The 17,277-nt window shown below is 60.2% G+C and carries 21 protein-coding genes; 15 read left to right on the top strand and 6 right to left on the bottom strand.

The features are described 5' to 3' along the window. Nucleotides 1-370: 370 nt before the first annotated feature. Nucleotides 371-1,597 (bottom strand): NAD(P)-binding domain-containing protein, encoded by a 1,227-nt coding sequence (locus AB8B33_RS11300; protein ID WP_439015438.1) that lies wholly within the window; start codon nucleotides 1,595-1,597, stop codon nucleotides 371-373. A 195-nt stretch (nucleotides 1,598-1,792) separates the two neighbouring features. Beyond that, a complete protein-coding gene (locus tag AB8B33_RS11295) occupies nucleotides 1,793-2,449 on the bottom strand; it encodes a glutathione S-transferase family protein (protein ID WP_439015437.1) in 657 nt (218 codons plus the stop codon). A 390-nt stretch (nucleotides 2,450-2,839) separates the two neighbouring features. Here AB8B33_RS11295 and napE point away from each other — a divergent pair, with 390 nt between their 5' ends. The 9 genes from napE (at nucleotide 2,840) to AB8B33_RS11250 (ending at nucleotide 9,930) form a co-directional block, all read left to right on the top strand. Continuing rightward, on the top strand, nucleotides 2,840-3,049 hold the full coding sequence (gene napE, locus AB8B33_RS11290; protein ID WP_029868513.1) for a periplasmic nitrate reductase, NapE protein: 210 nt from the start codon (nucleotides 2,840-2,842) through the stop codon (nucleotides 3,047-3,049). A gap of 10 nt (nucleotides 3,050-3,059) precedes the next feature. Next, the gene (locus AB8B33_RS11285; RefSeq protein ID WP_439015436.1) at nucleotides 3,060-3,560 is read left to right on the top strand and encodes a ferredoxin-type protein NapF; all 501 of its coding nucleotides are present in this window, start codon (nucleotides 3,060-3,062) and stop codon (nucleotides 3,558-3,560) included. Further along, nucleotides 3,553-3,834, top strand: coding sequence for a chaperone NapD (locus AB8B33_RS11280; protein ID WP_310388564.1), 282 nt, complete (start codon nucleotides 3,553-3,555; stop codon nucleotides 3,832-3,834). Before AB8B33_RS11285 ends, AB8B33_RS11280 begins: the two co-directional genes overlap by 8 nt. Continuing rightward, nucleotides 3,809-6,313, top strand: coding sequence for a periplasmic nitrate reductase subunit alpha (gene napA / locus AB8B33_RS11275; RefSeq protein WP_439015435.1), 2,505 nt, complete (start codon nucleotides 3,809-3,811; stop codon nucleotides 6,311-6,313). Before AB8B33_RS11280 ends, napA begins: the two co-directional genes overlap by 26 nt. Then, nucleotides 6,283-6,792 carry a nitrate reductase cytochrome c-type subunit gene (locus AB8B33_RS11270; protein WP_439015434.1) on the top strand — a complete coding sequence of 170 codons (510 nt, stop codon included), beginning with the start codon at nucleotides 6,283-6,285 and terminating at the stop codon, nucleotides 6,790-6,792. Before napA ends, AB8B33_RS11270 begins: the two co-directional genes overlap by 31 nt. Next, complete coding sequence (locus AB8B33_RS11265) at nucleotides 6,789-7,496, top strand: NapC/NirT family cytochrome c (protein ID WP_439015433.1); 708 nt, start codon at nucleotides 6,789-6,791, stop codon at nucleotides 7,494-7,496. Before AB8B33_RS11270 ends, AB8B33_RS11265 begins: the two co-directional genes overlap by 4 nt. A gap of 309 nt (nucleotides 7,497-7,805) precedes the next feature. Then, nucleotides 7,806-8,168 carry a DUF2200 domain-containing protein gene (locus tag AB8B33_RS11260; protein WP_439015432.1) on the top strand — a complete coding sequence of 121 codons (363 nt, stop codon included), beginning with the start codon at nucleotides 7,806-7,808 and terminating at the stop codon, nucleotides 8,166-8,168. A 107-nt stretch (nucleotides 8,169-8,275) separates the two neighbouring features. Beyond that, a complete protein-coding gene (locus AB8B33_RS11255) occupies nucleotides 8,276-9,202 on the top strand; it encodes an alpha/beta fold hydrolase (protein ID WP_439015431.1) in 927 nt (308 codons plus the stop codon). 221 nt (nucleotides 9,203-9,423) lie between these two features. After that, on the top strand, nucleotides 9,424-9,930 hold the full coding sequence (locus AB8B33_RS11250) for a hypothetical protein (protein WP_439015430.1): 507 nt from the start codon (nucleotides 9,424-9,426) through the stop codon (nucleotides 9,928-9,930). A 249-nt stretch (nucleotides 9,931-10,179) separates the two neighbouring features. On the opposite strand, the gene AB8B33_RS11245 is transcribed toward AB8B33_RS11250, so the two are convergent. Further along, complete coding sequence (locus AB8B33_RS11245) at nucleotides 10,180-10,380, bottom strand: hypothetical protein (protein ID WP_439015429.1); 201 nt, start codon at nucleotides 10,378-10,380, stop codon at nucleotides 10,180-10,182. Between the two features lie 12 nt (nucleotides 10,381-10,392). Here AB8B33_RS11245 and AB8B33_RS11240 point away from each other — a divergent pair, with 12 nt between their 5' ends. The 3 genes from AB8B33_RS11240 to AB8B33_RS11230 all read left to right on the top strand — a co-directional run bounded on the left by AB8B33_RS11240 (nucleotide 10,393) and on the right by AB8B33_RS11230 (nucleotide 11,647). Continuing rightward, complete coding sequence (locus AB8B33_RS11240) at nucleotides 10,393-10,596, top strand: hypothetical protein (RefSeq protein ID WP_439015428.1); 204 nt, start codon at nucleotides 10,393-10,395, stop codon at nucleotides 10,594-10,596. Between the two features lie 216 nt (nucleotides 10,597-10,812). After that, nucleotides 10,813-11,277, top strand: a complete 465-nt coding sequence (locus AB8B33_RS11235) for a GNAT family N-acetyltransferase (RefSeq protein ID WP_439015427.1) — start codon at nucleotides 10,813-10,815, stop codon at nucleotides 11,275-11,277. Between the two features lie 64 nt (nucleotides 11,278-11,341). Continuing rightward, nucleotides 11,342-11,647 carry an MliC family protein gene (locus AB8B33_RS11230; RefSeq protein WP_439015426.1) on the top strand — a complete coding sequence of 102 codons (306 nt, stop codon included), beginning with the start codon at nucleotides 11,342-11,344 and terminating at the stop codon, nucleotides 11,645-11,647. A 78-nt stretch (nucleotides 11,648-11,725) separates the two neighbouring features. On the opposite strand, the gene AB8B33_RS11225 is transcribed toward AB8B33_RS11230, so the two are convergent. After that, entirely contained in the window at nucleotides 11,726-12,586 is an 861-nt protein-coding gene (locus AB8B33_RS11225; protein WP_439015425.1) for a LysR family transcriptional regulator, read from the bottom strand. Between the two features lie 82 nt (nucleotides 12,587-12,668). Here AB8B33_RS11225 and AB8B33_RS11220 point away from each other — a divergent pair, with 82 nt between their 5' ends. Next, entirely contained in the window at nucleotides 12,669-13,640 is a 972-nt protein-coding gene (locus AB8B33_RS11220; RefSeq protein ID WP_439015424.1) for a quinone oxidoreductase family protein, read from the top strand. Between the two features lie 60 nt (nucleotides 13,641-13,700). Here AB8B33_RS11220 and AB8B33_RS11215 read toward each other — a convergent pair whose 3' ends face one another. Beyond that, nucleotides 13,701-14,234, bottom strand: coding sequence for an RBBP9/YdeN family alpha/beta hydrolase (locus tag AB8B33_RS11215; RefSeq protein ID WP_439015423.1), 534 nt, complete (start codon nucleotides 14,232-14,234; stop codon nucleotides 13,701-13,703). Nucleotides 14,235-14,337: 103 nt separating this feature from the next. Between AB8B33_RS11215 and AB8B33_RS11210 the strand changes: the two genes are divergently transcribed. Then, nucleotides 14,338-14,814, top strand: a complete 477-nt coding sequence (locus AB8B33_RS11210) for an Lrp/AsnC family transcriptional regulator (protein ID WP_439015422.1) — start codon at nucleotides 14,338-14,340, stop codon at nucleotides 14,812-14,814. Nucleotides 14,815-14,970: 156 nt separating this feature from the next. On the opposite strand, the gene AB8B33_RS11205 is transcribed toward AB8B33_RS11210, so the two are convergent. After that, nucleotides 14,971-15,171: a hypothetical protein gene (locus AB8B33_RS11205; protein WP_113323520.1), complete on the bottom strand. Its 201-nt coding sequence runs from the start codon at nucleotides 15,169-15,171 to the stop codon at nucleotides 14,971-14,973. A 669-nt stretch (nucleotides 15,172-15,840) separates the two neighbouring features. Between AB8B33_RS11205 and AB8B33_RS11200 the strand changes: the two genes are divergently transcribed. Continuing rightward, a complete protein-coding gene (locus AB8B33_RS11200; protein ID WP_439015421.1) occupies nucleotides 15,841-16,989 on the top strand; it encodes a helix-turn-helix domain-containing protein in 1,149 nt (382 codons plus the stop codon). Nucleotides 16,990-17,277 lie beyond the last annotated feature (288 nt).

Here is a 17,277-nt window from a genome sequence, read left to right as displayed (position 1 = left end):
TCGCAAGCGGGAGCGTCACCGAAACGTCGCCACAAATTCAATCCCAAGCGAGAACCCAGGCCACAGGTACTCGCTCAGGCGAATCGAACCGTCTTACGGATGGCTTCTGCGGTGGTGGTTGCCTTTCTCGCCGTCCTCGCCGTTCAGGTATTCTGGTAACTGCAAGCGCGATTAGCGATTTTTTGTCGAGTTGGAAGACCGCTCTTGGGGCCAAGCGGTCACCGGCGGATAGAGTAAATGATCTGGTCGGAGCCAAACCGACTTAACGCCCAAAGCGGACCCGTCCACAAACAGCCGGGTCGCCCTTTCTCTCCTGGAAACGCGGATTATTTCACACTGCTGCGCACATCCCGGCGCGGTCCTCGTTGAATTACCCGGCTTCGGCCATGTGATCCGCAATATACGCAGCGTCTTCACCAACGCCAAAGAGCAGGCCGGACTTGAATGTGTGCATCCAATGCAGCCCAAGGAAATACAAATTCGGGCAGTTGGTGACGCCGCGTTCCTGAATAGGTGCTCCGCCTTCGTCGAACACCGGAATGTCCAGCCAACCAAAATCGAAGGTGTATCCGGTGCACCAGACGACGGAACCGATGTTTGCAGTCTTCAAATCCAGGTTTGGAATGGGCTGAACTGGAACGGGCCGTCCCGGCGTGTCCTTCGCATCTTCAACGGGCAGGTCGAGTGATTTCGCCTTCGCGCACTCATCCGCAGCATGCTTGAAGTCGCTATAGGCTCGGTCTGCCTCCGTCAAAACATACTCGGCATCATCATTGAAGTAGAGTTTGCCGCCCGCGCCGCCCTCGAGCCGCCCGAGAACGACGCCCCCCTTTAGAATGAAGCGACGCACGTCAACGTCATACCCACCGTTGACCCCTGTGATCACCGTAGTGGTCGGATATTTGCGCCCTGGGAAGCTATTGATCGGTACATCAAAACGGCCCATGGACATGAACCACCAGAAGTTGTCGCGATCGCGGTATCGGCGCGGCACACGGCGATGGGCGCTCACGCTAAAATAGACTACACGGCCATCGACATTGAGTTCATCAGCAATCTGACAACCAGAAGCACCGCTACCGACCACGAGGACCGCGCCCGGTGGGAGCTGCTCGGGGTTTCGGTAATCGCTTGCATGCACTTGATAGACATGCGGCGGCAGGTCGCGCGACCATGCCGGCAGCGACGGTCGTTGAAACGGGCCCGTCGCGACGACGACCCGCGATGCGCTGAACAGACTGTCATTCGTCTCAATGAGAAAGCGGTCGGAGTGGCGATCGCGACGCAGCAACGAGACTTCCGTGCCACAGCGAACCGGCGCATCTATGAACTTTGCGTAGTCCTCGACAAACTTGCCAACGTCGCGATGATGCGCGAATGCGTCCGGGCTATCGCCAGCGTATTCGAATCCGGGCAGCCTCAACGACCAATTCGGGAATTGGAAGCGGAGCGAGTCCCATCGCTCGCCCAACCAACGCTCCGCGACGCGCTTGCGTTCAAGAACAACATGTTCTCGGTTGCATTTGCGCAAATGGTAGCTCATGGCCATGCCACTTTGGCCGCCGCCGATAACTACAGTGTCGTGTCGGTTCTGCACTCCTGCGTCTCCAGGCCGGCTAGAGCTGCAGGAGCCTAACAAAGCCGACCTGGAAGGACAACGCCGACCTAACAGGTCGTGGTCAGCGCAATGCCGGCAAGTACGGCGGAGACCGGCCGAATGCGTTGCGCCAATTTTGTGATAATGACCGGAATGGGGGCGCAAAGCGGTCGAGGCTTTCGGCCCTAATCAGACTTATTGCCCGCCAGCCGATGCGGCCAGGAACACCGCCTTCTGCGCCTCGAAGGCGCGCTTATATGCGGGGCGCGCTTGCCCGCGTGCGATGTAGGCGCAGAGGTTGGGATATTCGTCCAGCAGGGCCGATCCCTCCAGCCTCAGCAGCACCGAGACCATCTCGAGGTCGCCAGCGGTGAATGTGCCGTCCAGCCAGTCGGCATCGCCAAGCCGGGCGGAGAGTTCGCCGAGCCGCTTGCGGATGCGGTCGTTGACGTAGGCCAGACGCTCTTCGTACCAGCTCTCCTTGCCCTCCAGATATCTGGCGGTTTCGCGGTCGACGATGACGGGTTCCATCGTGGAGACGGCGGCGAAGATCCAGGCGATGGCGCGGGCGCGGGCTTTGGCATCATCGGGCAGCAGGCCCGGATGGCGCTCGGCGATATGCAGGATGATGGCGCCGGATTCGAAGAGGGTGAGATCGCCTTCCTCATAGGTCGGAATCTGCCCGAAAGGCTGAAGCGCAAGATGGGTCGCCTGCTTCATCGCCTTGAACGAGACAAGGCGAACCTCATAGGGCTGGCCGACTTCCTCGAGCGCCCAGCGAACGCGCATGTCACGCGCAAGGCCCTTGCCGCGATCGGGCGAGCGTTCAAAGGCGGTTATGGTAATCGTCATGATCGTTCTCCTTCCTGTCCGTCTGGAAGACGAGCGGGCGGACGGGAAGCCGACAGGCGATGTCGGAAATAATCCCCGCGCGCGGGCCAAGCTTAGCCCGGCCTTGCGCCATCAGTCACCCATGGAACGATAGCGTGCCGGTCACAAAGAACGAGGCCTGGCAGGGTGCGTTGGTCCGGCAAGGCCGGGTCGGCCGCTCGGTGGATTCAATCCGTCGACTGCCTGCTTTGATCTCTGTCAAGGACTGCCGGGCGGGCGTGCGATACACCGTTCTCGCATAGCCGATTTCCCGATCGCGAAGCGCTGGCGCAAGTCGCAATAACAGATGGAGATTGGCTGGACACGCTTAAGGGGTTATACCAGTAGCGTCGGCAACTCTGGGGAGGCGTTGTGGCTCAAATCACGGATACTGGCGGAGAGTTCAGGAAGAAGCGCCGGCGCGAGCTGTTGACCTTCGCCGTGCTCGCTTTCGGGATCTGGCCCGTTGTCGCTGTCGGGGTCGTCGGCGGCTACGGCTTCCTGGTCTGGATGTACCAGATCGTCAATGGGCCGCCGGGACCTCATGAGGTCAAGCCCGCGCCTTCGGCCTCGGTAGAGTGAGGATCGGTTCATGGTTCTCGCAACGCGCACCCGACGTGGCTTTCTGACCGGCAGGTCCCCGGAGGATCTGGATAGGATCTTGCCTCCCGGAGCGAGTGAGACATCCGTTCAAAACTGTTCGGGCTGCGGCGCCTGCGTCGATGCCTGTCCCACGAAGATCATTTCGATCCGTTCGGGCATTCCGGCCGTGGATTTTCGGCAGGGAGAATGCACCTTTTGCGGCAAGTGCGCGGAACGATGTCCCGAGAATGTTTTTTCGGCCGGTTCTGCAGGCGGCTTTGCCCATTATGCGGCAATTGGCGACGGGTGCCTGGCCAATAATTACGTCGACTGTCAGGCCTGCCGTGATTGTTGTCCGGCCGGCGCGATCCGGTTTCGGCCGCGGCTCGGCGGACCGTTCGTTCCCGAACTCGATGCGGCGGCATGTACGGGATGCGGCGCCTGCATTTCGGTCTGCCCGGCCGATGCAATCACGATGAAGCCCCATCATCCGGAGGCTGCTCATGTCTAACAGCCGGCATCACGTCTCCAGTGCCGTCGTCATCACGCGCCCGGAACTGACCGAAGATGTCGCAGCGCGTCTCGCTGCAATCGAAGGGGTCGAGGTTCACGCGACGGGACCGGGCAAGATCGTCGTCGTGATCGAGGGGCCGCATTCCGGCGTGCTCGGGGAAACGCTCATCGGCATCTCGGGGATGGACGGCGTGCTCGCCGCCCACATGGTTTTCGAACAGGCATTGGAAATAGAGGAGACGATCGATGACGACCGAACTCACGCGGCGTGATCTCCTGAAGGCGCAGGCGGCGGCAATCGCCGCTGCGACCGCAGGCCTTGCCGCGCCCGCCTCGGCACAGTCGGTGCCCGGCGGAGTGGCGGCACTCGAGATCAAATGGTCGAAAGCGCCTTGCCGCTTCTGCGGCACCGGCTGCGGCGTCATGGTGGGCGTGAAGGAGAACCAGGTCGTCGCGACCCATGGCGACATGGAGGCCGAGGTCAATCGCGGCCTCAACTGCGTCAAGGGCTACTTCCTCTCCAAGATCATGTACGGCAAGGACAGGCTTACGAGCCCGCTCCTGCGCAAGCGGGACGGCGTCTACGCCAAGGACGGCGAGTTCGAACCCGTTACCTGGGAAGAGGCCTTCGACGTGATGGCGGCGCAGGCCAAGCGCGTGCTGAAGGAAAAGGGGCCTACGGCGCTCGGCATGTTCGGCTCCGGCCAATGGACCATCTTCGAAGGATATGCCGCGACCAAGCTGATGCGGGCGGGCTTCCGCTCCAATAACCTCGATCCCAATGCGCGTCACTGCATGGCTTCGGCAGCGGTGGCTTTCATGCGCACCTTCGGCATGGACGAGCCGATGGGATGCTACGACGATTTCGAGAACGCAGACGCCTTCGTGCTCTGGGGTTCGAACATGGCCGAGATGCATCCGATCCTCTGGACGCGCGTCGCCGACCGGCGGCTCGGGCACGAGCATGTGAAGGTCGCGGTTTTGTCCACCTTCACGCATCGCAGCATGGACCTTGCCGATATCCCGTTGATCTTCAAGCCGGGTACGGATCTCGCGATCCTGAACTATATTGCCAACCACATCATCCAGACCGGCCGCGTCAACCAGGATTTCGTCGACAAGCATACCAAGTTCATGAAGGGGACGACCGACATCGGCTACGGCCTGCGGCCCGATAACCCGCTTGAAATGAAGGCCAAGGGCGTGGCCGACGCCGCCAAGATGGAGCCGATCGATTTCCAGGCGTTCAAGGAGATGGTCTCCGAATATACGCTCGAAAAGGCGGTCGAGCTTTCGGGCGTCGACAGCGCCTTCCTGGAACAGCTCGCCGAACTCTACGCCGATCCCAAGACCAAGGTCATGTCGCTGTGGACCATGGGCTTCAACCAGCATGTCCGGGGCGTGTGGGCCAACCAGATGGTCTATAACCTGCATCTGCTCACGGGCAAGATTTCCGAGCCGGGAAACAGTCCGTTTTCGCTGACGGGACAGCCGTCCGCCTGCGGTACGGCCCGCGAGGTCGGCACCTTTGCCCACCGCCTGCCGGCCGACATGGTCGTCACCAATCCGGAGCATCGCAAGCATGCCGAGGAAATATGGAAGGTGCCGGACGGGCTGATCCCGGAGAAGCCCGGTTATCACGCCGTCGAGCAGGATCGCATGCTCCATGACGGGAAGCTGAATTTCTACTGGGTGCAGGTCAACAACAACGTCCAGGCCGCGCCGAACACCAGCAACGAGACCTATAAGGGATATCGCAATCCGGACAATTTCATCGTCGTCTCGGACGCCTATCCGACAGTGACCGCCATGAGCGCCGATCTGGTGCTGCCGGCGGCCATGTGGGTGGAGAAGGAGGGCGCTTACGGCAATGCCGAACGGCGCACGCATGTCTGGCACCAGCTGGTCAATGCTCCGGGCGAGGCCCGCTCCGACCTCTGGCAGCTGGTGGAATTTTCCAAGCGCTTCACCACCGACGAGGTCTGGCCTGCCGAGATCCTCGCGAAGAACCCGGAATACAAGGGTAAGACGCTCTACCAGGTGCTCTACCAGAACGGAAAGGTGGACGAATTTCCCCTGTCGGACGTCTCGCCCGAATACGAGAACCGGGAGGCCAAGGCCTTCGGTTTTTACATCCAGAAGGGGCTGTTCGAGGAATATGCCGAGTTCGGTCGCGGGCATGGACACGATCTCGCGCCCTACGACATGTACCATCAGGTGCGCGGCATGCGCTGGCCGGTCGTCGACGGCAAGGAGACGCGCTGGCGCTACCGCGAAGGCTACGACCCCTACGTCAAGCCAGGCGAGGGGCTGAAGTTCTACGGGCAGAAGGACGGCCGTGCGGTCATCCTGGCGGTGCCCTACGAACCGCCCGCCGAGTCGCCTGATGACGAGTTCAATTTCTGGCTCGTGACGGGCCGTGTTCTCGAACACTGGCATTCAGGCTCGATGACGATGCGTGTTCCCGAGCTCTACAGGGCGTTTCCCGGCGCGCGCTGTTTCATGAACGGAGACGACGCCAGGAAAATGGGCATCAATCAGGGGGCGGAGGTCCGGATCCGGTCGCGGCGCGGCGAGATCATCAGCCGCGTGGAAATTCGCGGGCGCAATCGAATGCCGCATGGCGTGATCTTTGTCCCGTGGTTCGACGCCAGCCAGTTGATCAACAAGGTCACGCTCGACGCCACCGACCCCATCTCCAAGCAAGCGGATTTCAAAAAATGCGCAGTCAAGATTCTTCCCGTCGCCTGATCACGAGGCGCGTGGTCCAGAAGCGTGTCTGGGCGATCGCGGCCGTCGCCCTTCTCCTGTTCACAGGCACCGTCACCGTGGCGCAGATGGTGCCCTCGTTGTCGGGCAACGACAACCCGATGGAGAACAAGGAGGCGAAGCCGGTTCCCAAATGGGTCGTCGATGACGTCAGGAAGATGCGGAATTATCCGGACCAGCCTCCCATCATCCCGCATTCGATCGAGGGCTACCAGCTGACGGTGAACGCCAATCGCTGTCTTTCCTGCCATCGCCGCGAGCTGACCGAAGGCTCCGGCGCGCCGATGATCAGTGTTACGCACTTCATGACCCGCGAAGGGCAGATGCTGGCCGACGTCTCGCCCCGGCGATACTTCTGCACCGCCTGCCACGTGCCTCAGGCGGATGCGAAGCCCCTGGTGCCGAACACCTTCAAGGACATGAGCGAGCTGGGCTTCAAACCTGCGGGAAGCGAGCAATGATCGGCAATATAAAGGCCATAGTACTCTGGTGCTGGCGCTTGTTGAGCTCGCCGGCAACGACACTCAGTCTGGCTTTCCTGACGCTTGGCGGCTTCGTCGGCGGCGTCATGTTCTGGGGCGCATTCAACACCGCGCTGGAGACCACCAATACCGAGGCCTTCTGCACGAGCTGCCATGAAATGAAAACGAATGTCTACGAGGAGTTGAGCCGCACGGTTCACTTCTCCAACCGCTCGGGCGTTCGCGCCACATGCCCGGACTGCCATGTGCCGCACCAGTGGACCGACAAGATCGCCCGCAAGATGCAGGCGTCGAAGGAAGTCTGGGGCAAGATATTCGGGACGATCAACACGCGCGAAAAGTTCCTCGACAAGCGGCTGGAACTCGCCCAGCACGAATGGGCGCGGCTGAAAGCCAATGACAGCCTGGAATGCCGGAACTGCCACTCGATGGGCGCCATGGACCTGACGAAACAGACCGTGCGCGCCGCTGACATCCACACGCGATACCTGCTCCCGGGCAAGGCGACCTGCATCGATTGCCACAAGGGCATCGCGCATGAACTTCCTGACATGCAAGGCATCGATCCGGGCTGGAAGGTTCCGGCGGAGCTGATGGGCAGGAATGCCGATCCTGGTTGGCATGAGCGGGCCAAACTCGCGGCCTATCTCGGCACAGCGGATGCGGTGGCCGTCGATTACTGACAGCTGCCGCCTTTGCCGGAATATCCTGAGGAGGGCGAAGATACCGTCGTGCTCTGCGTGCTGCGGCAGTATCGCCGAGGAGGTAGTGATGCCGTTCGGCCAGCGGCCTCAACAACATCGGGTCCGGCCTGCCACTCATGCATTCCTCCCTGCGCCGATCTCAGCTATCTTCGGCCGGACGATCTCTGGAGCGCGTAGAGCGCCGTGCGTCCATTCGGACGCACTAAGGACGCTCTAACTCTTTGAATCGACGCATCAGGCTTTCCGAAAATCGATTCCGATTTTCGGGCCGATGCTGTTGGAGGGCCCATGACGAAGCATCGCATCTATTCCATCAGCGTCGCCAGCGTTTATCCCCACTATCTCGCCAAGGCCGAGAAGAAGGGGCGCAGCAAGGCGGAAGTCGACGAAATCATCTGCTGGCTGACGGGGCACAGCGCGGAAAGCCTTGACGGGGAGCTGGAGCAAAAGACCAGTTTCGAGGATTTCTTTGCGCAGGCGCCGCAAATGAATCCATCCCGCGCTCTGATCACGGGCGTGATCTGCGGGGTGCGCGTGGAAAATATCGAAGAGCCGACCATGCGGGAAATCCGCTACCTGGACAAGCTCGTCGACGAACTCGCTCGGGGAAAGGCGATGGAGAAGATCCTCCGGAAATTGCCCGTCGCCTGAATTGCCCGCTATCGGCACGACGCCTCGCCGAAAGCACTAACCATCTGAAGGCGGCGCGATTTTCTGGGGCGGGGGAACATTTCCCCGATGTTCACGTTTTGCCCGGCATGATCTACGTCCAGCCTCTCCCTCCACCGGCCGTCTCCCCGCAGGTTGGCAAAATCATTCAAACCGGTCGCGAGCAGATCCACATGCTCGAAAGCGGAAGCGCAGGTGAAAATCCCGTCGTGCTGCTGCATGGCTGCGGCAGTATCGCCGAGGAGGTGATGATGCCGTTTTCGGGCAGCGGCCTCAACATCATCGCGCCTGACAGGCCGGGTTATGGTTTCAGCCCGGCACTGCCTGCCGGGGAGCGCGGCCCGCGTGGCCAGTCCTTCTGGCTGGAGCGTTTCCTTGAGGCGCTGGAGCTCGACAAGGTCGTGGTGGCCGCCCATTCGATCGGTTGTGCGGCAGCACTGCATCTGGCCGCTCGCCGGCCGGATCTCCTGAAGGGCCTGTTTCTCATCTCGCCCTGCTGTCGGCCCGTTCCCTTCAAGCCGTTCATCGTGCTGCGCAGTGCCGTGGCACCCTTCGTCGGCCCAGTCATCCGCCAGCATGTGATTGCCCGCTGGTCGTCCTATTTCCTCGAGCGTGGCTTGCGCGCCTCGTCCTATCCCAATCCGGTGACATCAGAGCTTTCCACCCTGCCGGCCATGCATATGGTCAATGCCGCGTCGATCGCCACCATGGCCGAGGAGCTCTGGGCCTTCAACGGCGACATGCAGCCGCCCGAGGGCCTGCCGGCCGATCTGCCGGTCTCCGTTCTCTTCGGGCGGGAAGACCGGATCATCGACCCAGGCTGGCATCTCGACTGGCTCCATGAGAGGCATCCGGCCGTCCGCGTCGAACTGCTCGATGGCGTCGGCCACATGCCGCACCATGTCGCGCCCGATCTGGCGGTGACCATGCTGGGTGATCTTGTCGGCAAGGTCGCTCCGGTTCCAGCGCCTGCCGAAACCGGTGAGGCCAGCCAGCCGATAATTACGGTGGCCTAGCTCAGAGGGCAGCGCAAAAAAAAGGGAATTAGGCAGCAAAAACCACAGAACACATCGTCGAACATCCGGAAAATATTGCAAAATATCCAAAGATTTAAAAAGATGTTCTTGAGTTAGAGTCAAACTGATCGCGCGATAGATGGCTTGACAGTGTGATCAGCATATAGTTGGCACACTACCACCACATGGTCGTTTTGCTTTTTCACATTTGAGGGCCACGAATGGATGTGCAAGCCGAAGTCGACCTTCCAACTCAGAGACAAAAGTGGGCATCGGCGGCGTTGCTTTGTGTTCTCGCATCGCCAGCCTTCCTCGTTCTGAAAACACTCGCTTTTATGAATGGCCTGAATCTGTTCCTGTTTTTATTCGGGGCATTCATCGTCGTCGCTGTCGTGGGGTTTCTTCTTGGCCCAGTGTCGGTGGTTTGGAGTGCGTATATAGCGCTGACCGAGGTCATTCTTGGGCTTTCGGAAGACCACAAACACTTCTTGTGCTGTTTGTCGAAAGACCGATTTGAAGCAGAAATTGTTTCGTGGGTGCCAGTTTTGATGTTTCCGGCAGGAATGACGAGCTGCCTACTTCTAGCTCGGTTTATGTTTTGGAAATCCCTCACGCTCCGACAGATGATATTGGTTGTCGCGGTCTCGACTGTTATCGCGCAAGCTCTGTTGTGGTACTACGAATGGCAAGAGGTGATTGTGGAATGTTCGGCCGTTCAGTGTTTCTGAAATGATTTGCGAATTGATTGAGATAGACCAACTCTCACGGCGACTAACCTGAGCTCCAGGCATTAACCAGCCCCAACCTTCCCGATCGACTCTCATCTGCTTGATCCACTGCCGCTCCATCTGCTTTGGATCAAGGCTACGGTATGCAGGAATTCAAATCTGGTGGTTTTTGCTACCTAATCCCGCAAAAAAAAGACCCGCCTGGCTAAGGCGAGCCCAAACTGTCTGCCCTGATCGGGCATGGGGATGTCAAACGGAGGAAAGAGCCTCGCTGCTCCAGGCCTCCGGAGCCGCAGGCTGGGGAGGAACGCTTTCGCCGGCGCGGCGGGCCTGCCGACGGCTGGCGGTATCGAGCAGGGTGGCGAAGGACGCAAGGCTGATCCTGTCGGCGCGCAGCATCTGGCGGATCAGCGGATCCCTCAGCATGTCCGATGCGGTCATCTCATTCATCGCAGGTCCTCCATGTCCGAACCTATGGTAGGCGTTATTTGTAAAGAATGCATGTCAGGGTGGTGGCAAAAACATGGCAAGAGCGGCGTGCGTTCAAAGGCGGTAATGGAAATCGTCATGGCTGTTCTCCTTGACCTCTCTGTCAAGAAGACGCGCGAGCGGGCGCGAATTCGACAGCCGGTGCCATTTTTCGCCATCGCTTACGCAGCAAAATAACCGTCAGCCCTGGGCGCCGAGCCAGGTCGCAGCGCGCCATAGCTCTGGCCAGATGGCTCCATCGTCAATGGCCAGAAGCAGAGTCTGGTCGACGAGCTAATGCCGTGGAATTGCTCGGAGCGAACACACGGCTGAAGTCTGCTGTTGCGCCCGAAGCGGACAAGCCCAACATCTGCCTGCTATGGAAGTTTGGTTCAGGACATGGCGAGGCGGTGGATGCAAGTTCAGATCAGCTTGGCACAGCAAGATGATGTAGCACCTTGGCTTCGGCTGGCTGAGGAAGTGGTGCCGTTGTTCGGTCCCATGCCCGGTTTCGATAATGTTCTTATCCGGAAGATCGCGCAGCGGCAGGCCTACTGCGCAAGAACCGATGCTGGAGATGGCTGCTTTTTAGGAGGCGTTATCATAGGCGGTAGCGGTACGGAGTATGCCATCCGTTGGCTCGCGGTCTCTTCCAACTTTCACCGGCTCGGCATTGGCAAGTTACTTGTCGAGGCTGCCATTTCAACCACACCTCCCGAGTCTACTATTCATGTGGATACCTTCGTCGCAGGTAGTCCGGGAGCGGGTGCCGCCAGGCGGCTGTATGAGTGCTGCGGCTTCATTCCAGCAGACATCTGGAGAGAGGGTGAAGTAGTCCGCCAACGGTATGTGCGTCGGCCGTATAACGTCCTGCGTTGACGACCGCTCATGCGGTCATCATCTGCTGCTAACGTCCCACACTTTCCAACCGAGGGAGACAGGCATGAGGATGAAGAGTGGTGTGTTTGGATTGTCGGGTATCGTGCTTTTGATGAGCCTTGCGCCGGCCTTTGCCGAGGACAAGGCGGACGTCATCTATCGCTGCGATGACGGCAAGGGTGTCACCGCAAGCTTCGTGACTGCACCGAACGAGGTGTTGCTCACCACCGACGGGCAGAGCTTCCGCCTGCCGCAGGGCATGTCCGGCTCCGGCGCGCGCTATACCGATGGGACCGTTCTGTTCTGGATCAAGGGCAACGATGCGCAGCTGGAAGCGCCTGGAAGGTCGACCAGCTGCCACGTGCAGTGATCCGATGTGATGGGCAAACCGGTCGTGGTATTGCCGCTCGATTGAGAGTTGGAGAGGCCTGCATCCGCCCGCCGCATCTCAAAAGGCGCTCTTCAGCGCCTCCATGACTACCCGGACGGCCGGCACATCCTTGATCTCCGCGTGGACCACCAGCCACACCTCCCGCGTCAGAGGATATTCATCCTCGATCCGCTGCAAACCATCCGTGCCCGAAACCGCGAAATCCGGCAGCAGGACGACACCGCCGCCAAGCCTTGCGGCGGCGGCCTGAAACTCCAGAACCGTTGAACGGATCGCGATCGGCCGGCCGGCGGCGAGTTCGAAGAGGCGCAATTGCTGCGGCGAGGCATTCATGCCCTCGTCATAGCCGATGAAGGTCCATTGCGCCTCCGGCACGGTTTCGAGATAGGCCTTCGATGCATAGAGGTGGAAGGCCATGTCGCCGAGCTTGGTGATAGCATAATCGCCATCTTCCGGCCGCGACATGCGCACCGCGATATCGGCCTCGCGGCGGTTCAGCGAGGCGAGGCGCTTTTCGCCCACAAGCGTGATCTCCACACCCGGATGCGCTTGCCTGAGGGCGGCGACGGGCTTTGCGAGAAGCACGCTCGAGAGCGCTGGCGGGGCGCTGATCCTTACATGGCCGCGCGTCTCCGTGGCGCTCGCCCGGCCGAGCTGTTCGATGGCCGCCATCTGCTGGGCGACGAGGGCGGCGTGCCTGGCAATCTGCTCGCCATCCGCGGTCAGGATGATGCGGCGCCCGCGGCGGTCGACGAGCTTGCGGCCGAGGCCTTTCTCAAGGGCTGTGACGCGGCGGCTGATCGTCGCGTGCTCCACGCCGATCTGTCTTGCTGCGCCGAGAAGGGTTCCTGCCTGCGCCAGCGCCAGGAAATGCCTCAGGTCGTCCCAGTCTAATTGTGTGAATTCTTTCCCAATCATTGTGCGACAATAGGGAATTTTCACACATAATGCTATCGGCTAGTTTGCTTGCATCAAGTTGCTCCTAAGAGGAAAACGACCGATGCCCGACCAGATCGTCCTGCTTGACGCCCCCGGCGATGTCACCCAGTTCCGGCTGCAGGATCAGCCGTCAGAGTCCGCCGGTCCCGGCGAGATCAAGATCCGCCATCAAGCGGTCGGTACCAATTTCCTCGATATCTATCACCGCAAGGGGCTCTACGCGCTGCCCTCCTATCCCGCCGTCATCGGCGTGGAGGCCGCAGGCGGGGTCGAAGAGATCGGCGCCGATGTCTCTGGTTTCAAACCGGGTGACCGCGTCGCCTATGGCGGGCCGCCGGCCGGCGCCTATGCCTCGACCCGCATCATCGCGGCCGAAAGGGTGATTGCGCTTCCCGATGCGGTATCGGCCAAGGTGGCCGCAAGCTCGCTGCTCAAGGGCATGACGGCCTATATGCTCCTGAGGAAAGTCACCAATGTCGGGCAGGGCAGCACCGTGCTGATCCACGCCGCCGCCGGCGGGCTCGGCAGCATTCTCGTGCGCTGGGCGAAATCGCTCGAAGCCACCGTCATCGGCACGGTCAGTTCGCCCGAAAAGGCGGCCCTTGCCACCTCCTATGGCGCCGATCACCTGATCATCGGGCGAGGGGCCGATATCGTCGCCGAGGTGAAGCGGCTGACGAGCGGAAACGGCGTCGATGTCGCCTATGACGGGATCGGCGGCGACATGCTGTTGAAGAGCATCCGCGCCGTGCGCCCCTTCGGAACCGCCATCACCATCGGCCAGGCCGCCGGCCCCATCCCGCCCATTGCCGTGGAAGAACTTCGGCCCGGCAAGTCGCTCTCGCATCCGAGCATCATGGCCTGGTGCGCCGATGTCGGCCGATACCGCGATGCCGCAGAGGCGGCGATCGCCGCGATGGAGCGGGGCATCGTCTGCGAGATCGCTGCGGAATACGGCTTGGCGGAGGTTGCGAAAGCGCATGAGGAGATGGAGTCGGGGCGGTCGGCCGGCAGCATATTGCTCATACCGTGACGGTTGCCGTGGGTTGGTGGCGGGCGTCATCACGTCAGTCCTCGGTGGAGGCGAGGCGGGCTACAAGCGGCTTGCGAAGTTTCTCAGGAGCGCCAGGCCTTCCGGCCAATCGCCGAGTTCGCTTTGGCCATTGATGTGGCCAGCCGCACCGATCACCTCCAACGCGCTTCCCCATTGCCCAGCCCGTGTCTCGACATAGGGCAGCGAACCATAGGGATCATCGGTGCTTGCCACGATGAGGGAAGGAAATCGAAAGCGCTTCCGGGGTACCTCTGCGAAGCTTGCCGCCTGTGCGGGAAAGGCCGGAGATGCCAGATCCGGCACGGCGACCAGCATCGCCCCTTTGATCGCCAGATCGGAAACTTCATGCCAATGTGCGACGAGCAGGCAGGCTAGGCTATGAGCCACGAGAACGGGCGGCGTTCGCGCGGCACGCACGGCCTGCTCCAGCGCCGCGATCCAGTCGGAAAGATCCGGCTCGTCCCAGTTCGAAGGGGCGAAACGGCGGATGGAGGGATCGGCGCTCTCCCAACGGCTTTGCCAATGGAACTCGCCGGAATTGCCGATGCCCGGCAGATGGATGATTTCGGTCATGTCTGGCCTCTCGTGATTATCGCGCCAACATGACCGTTTACTCAGAGAGGATAAATTGGCATTCATCGGAGAAGTTCGCCGCAAACCGATGGATTCAAAGTCAATGGTGAGACATTTCGATAGTCGTTCCGAGCTCGATCCAACCGACATTGCCATGATCGAAACCTTGCAGGGCGACGGGCGCATCAGCGTTTCCGAACTTGGGAGAAGAGTAGGCCTCTCGCAGCCGGCAGCGTCGGAACGCCTGAAGCGGCTTGAAGAACGCGGCATCATCAGCGGCTACAGGGCTGTCATCGATCCTGCTTCGGTCGGGCTTGGAATGATGGCGATCATCCGCCTGCGCACCACGCACGAATATATCAAGACTTGCTTGAAGCAATTTTCGGAAATGCCTGAAGTCATTGAGGTTCTCAGGCTGACGGGAGAAGACTGTTTTCACCTGAAAGTCATCGTGCCGTCGCCGGCGGAGCTGGAAAGCATCGTCGATGCCGTTGCCCGCTACGGCTCGGTCAACACTGCGATCGTTTTACGCAGCGAGCCCACCAAACGGATCGGGCGCGAGCTCATGATGAAGGGCTGATTTCGCGGTAATCGCGATAGAGGTGCCGTAGCGAAAGCTGGGGCGATGGCGCGACGAGAGCTTCTTTGCCAAGCTCAAACAGCGGCGTCGTATCGCAACGCGATACGACAAACTCGCCGTTAGATCTGTCTGACATGACGAATTCGTCACGACAGCCTAATTCGATCTCACCGTTTTGCTGGCGATCAGCATGACGAGCTCTTCGGAGGCATCCGCAAGCGCCAGTGCCAATTCCGCTGCTGACCATCCGTGTTTCTGCAGATTGGTGAGCATTCCCATCATTGCGATTTCGACGTCCCTTCTGCAGTTCGAAGTCTGTTTCAATTCGATGTGGTTCTGGTCTTCCGTCGTGATCATCTTAGCCTCCGTTTGCCCATGAGAGGGCAGTTCGCATCAGAATTCTCCAGGTTCGATAGAATGGGGTTGCGCGTCAGCATCAGGCTCATACGCATCGACTCAATGGCGCCTGAATTTGCGCGCAACCCCTCGCTTCGTCCCACTTGGCCTTGCTAACGATCGCCTCAATCCTCCCCCAGTTGAGTGATCAAGGAAGCCTCCGTAGCCGGTTATAAGTATTCTTTTTGGCGGCTGCAGGTTGTGTGACGAAGAGTCTCTGCAATGGGCCGAAGCTTATGCAGAAAGCGCACGAATATTTCCCGGGTAGTTCACGACTACCTTCTCGTACTCTCGTGTTTTTTCTTGAGTTCTTGTCGTTTCACCTGGAATTGCTCCGTCTCTATGGGGCGCTGGCAGGTGAAGTATTCTGGTCTATTCCGTTCTCATTCGGGAATTAACCGTGCTTATTTAAATACAGCCATGGGACGCAATTGTCGTTATCCGCGCGTCCTGAAAATTATCGTTGCGTACATTTCTGATCCAAAGGGATTATGATAAACAACTTATGGAGGTGGCTGCTTGCCGATTCCCGGCTGGGGCGGTTTCTGGCGGCGATTTTGCCGCAAAAACGATTGTTCACTCTCAATTTCAACGGCCCGGTCGGATCGATTGGCACGCTGGAGGGATTGGATGGCTACGGGTTCTGGATCTGGAGATGACCCCGCTGCGGGGCAGGCATGGCCGGCCCATCTGGAGCGGCGGCGCTGGCCGCGCGAGCCGGCCACGGAGAAGGAGCGACTTCAGGATGTCGCGCCTGCGCTGGTGCCCCTGCGTTTCTCGACGAGGGATTTGCCGGCGAAAGACCAGTTCCAGGCCTGGCGTGCGCATATGGCGCCGCTCGTGGATGTCCATCTGCCGGATGGAAAATCACCCGACGACGGGTTTCTTGCCGAACAGATCGGCTGGCATCTCGGCAGCGTGCTCATCGTCCAGCAGCACACACAGGCGCATAGCTATATTCGCGATCAATCCATGCTCCGTTCGAGCCCGATAGACCATTGGAACGTCGGCCTGCTTCGCAGCGGCCGGATCTGGACCGAGGTCAGCCGTCACGTTACGGAAACCGGTGCCGGCGAGGTATTTTTCAGATCTCTCAGCTATCCCTATCGCGGGCGGATGACCGATTGCGTCGCCGTGCTTGTCTTCCTGCCCTATGAATTGCTGGCCGTGGATGCAAGCCTTCTCCAGGGTGCCAACAATACGCTTCTGTCCGGTAGCCTGGCTGAATTGCTCGTCAGCTATATCGCCGGTCTGGAAACGAAGCTGGGCAACCTGACGGCTGGGGAGGTGCCGCGGATCATACAAACAATCGCCGACATGGTCGTTGCAAGTGCTGCCTCATCCATAAGGTCGGATATGGGTCAAGTCCAAGGCAGTATGGGAATGATGGAGCGGGCGCATCGCTACATTCACCTCAACCTGCAATCAGACAATGTGACGCCCGACTCCATCTGCCGCGCCCTGGGCATCTCGCGCACGCGGCTCTACCAGCTGTTCGAAGCGAGCGGGGGAGTGCTGAATTATATCCGCAAGCGGCGACTGCTGCAGGCCTATGCGGATCTCAGCAACCCGGCCGATAACAGGCCAATCTCCGAGATCGCGGAGGCCGCCGGTTTCGCCGTCGCTGCCAATTTTACGCGCGCTTTCAGCCACGAATTCGGATTGAGCCCACGTGAAATCCGAAGAACCGTGGCAACCGAGCGCCCGGCTGTTCCGGCTGCGCGTTCCACACGGCATCACGGGACAACGATCGGCGATTGGCTGACGCTTGCAGGCTGATCCGATGTCATGGTGGAGGCCTTGGCTCAGCCAAGTCTGAGATCCACCTCCGGATGCTACTTCCCGGCGGGAGACCTCCAAGAACGCCAGCCTCGTCAACTAGCACCGGATTTATCCGCGCCGGGCCGGCATGTCGATGGTCACAAAGCTGCCGCTCAATCGTCAGCAAATTGCCCCGCCACCGCCGCACCGTGCCCTCTTAACGGTCCATCGTTGCGACCTCGCCAGCCTCAAGCGGCTGAGCGATCGACCGAGGCGGTCCTGCTGCCGATCAAATCATGCACGTGA

It is taken from the genome of Rhizobium sp. 768_B6_N1_8, from assembly GCF_051811225.1.
GTDB lineage: Bacteria > Pseudomonadota > Alphaproteobacteria > Rhizobiales > Rhizobiaceae > Rhizobium.
Note: the sequence above shows the minus strand (reverse complement) of the source record. Positions and strands in the feature narration are given on the sequence as shown.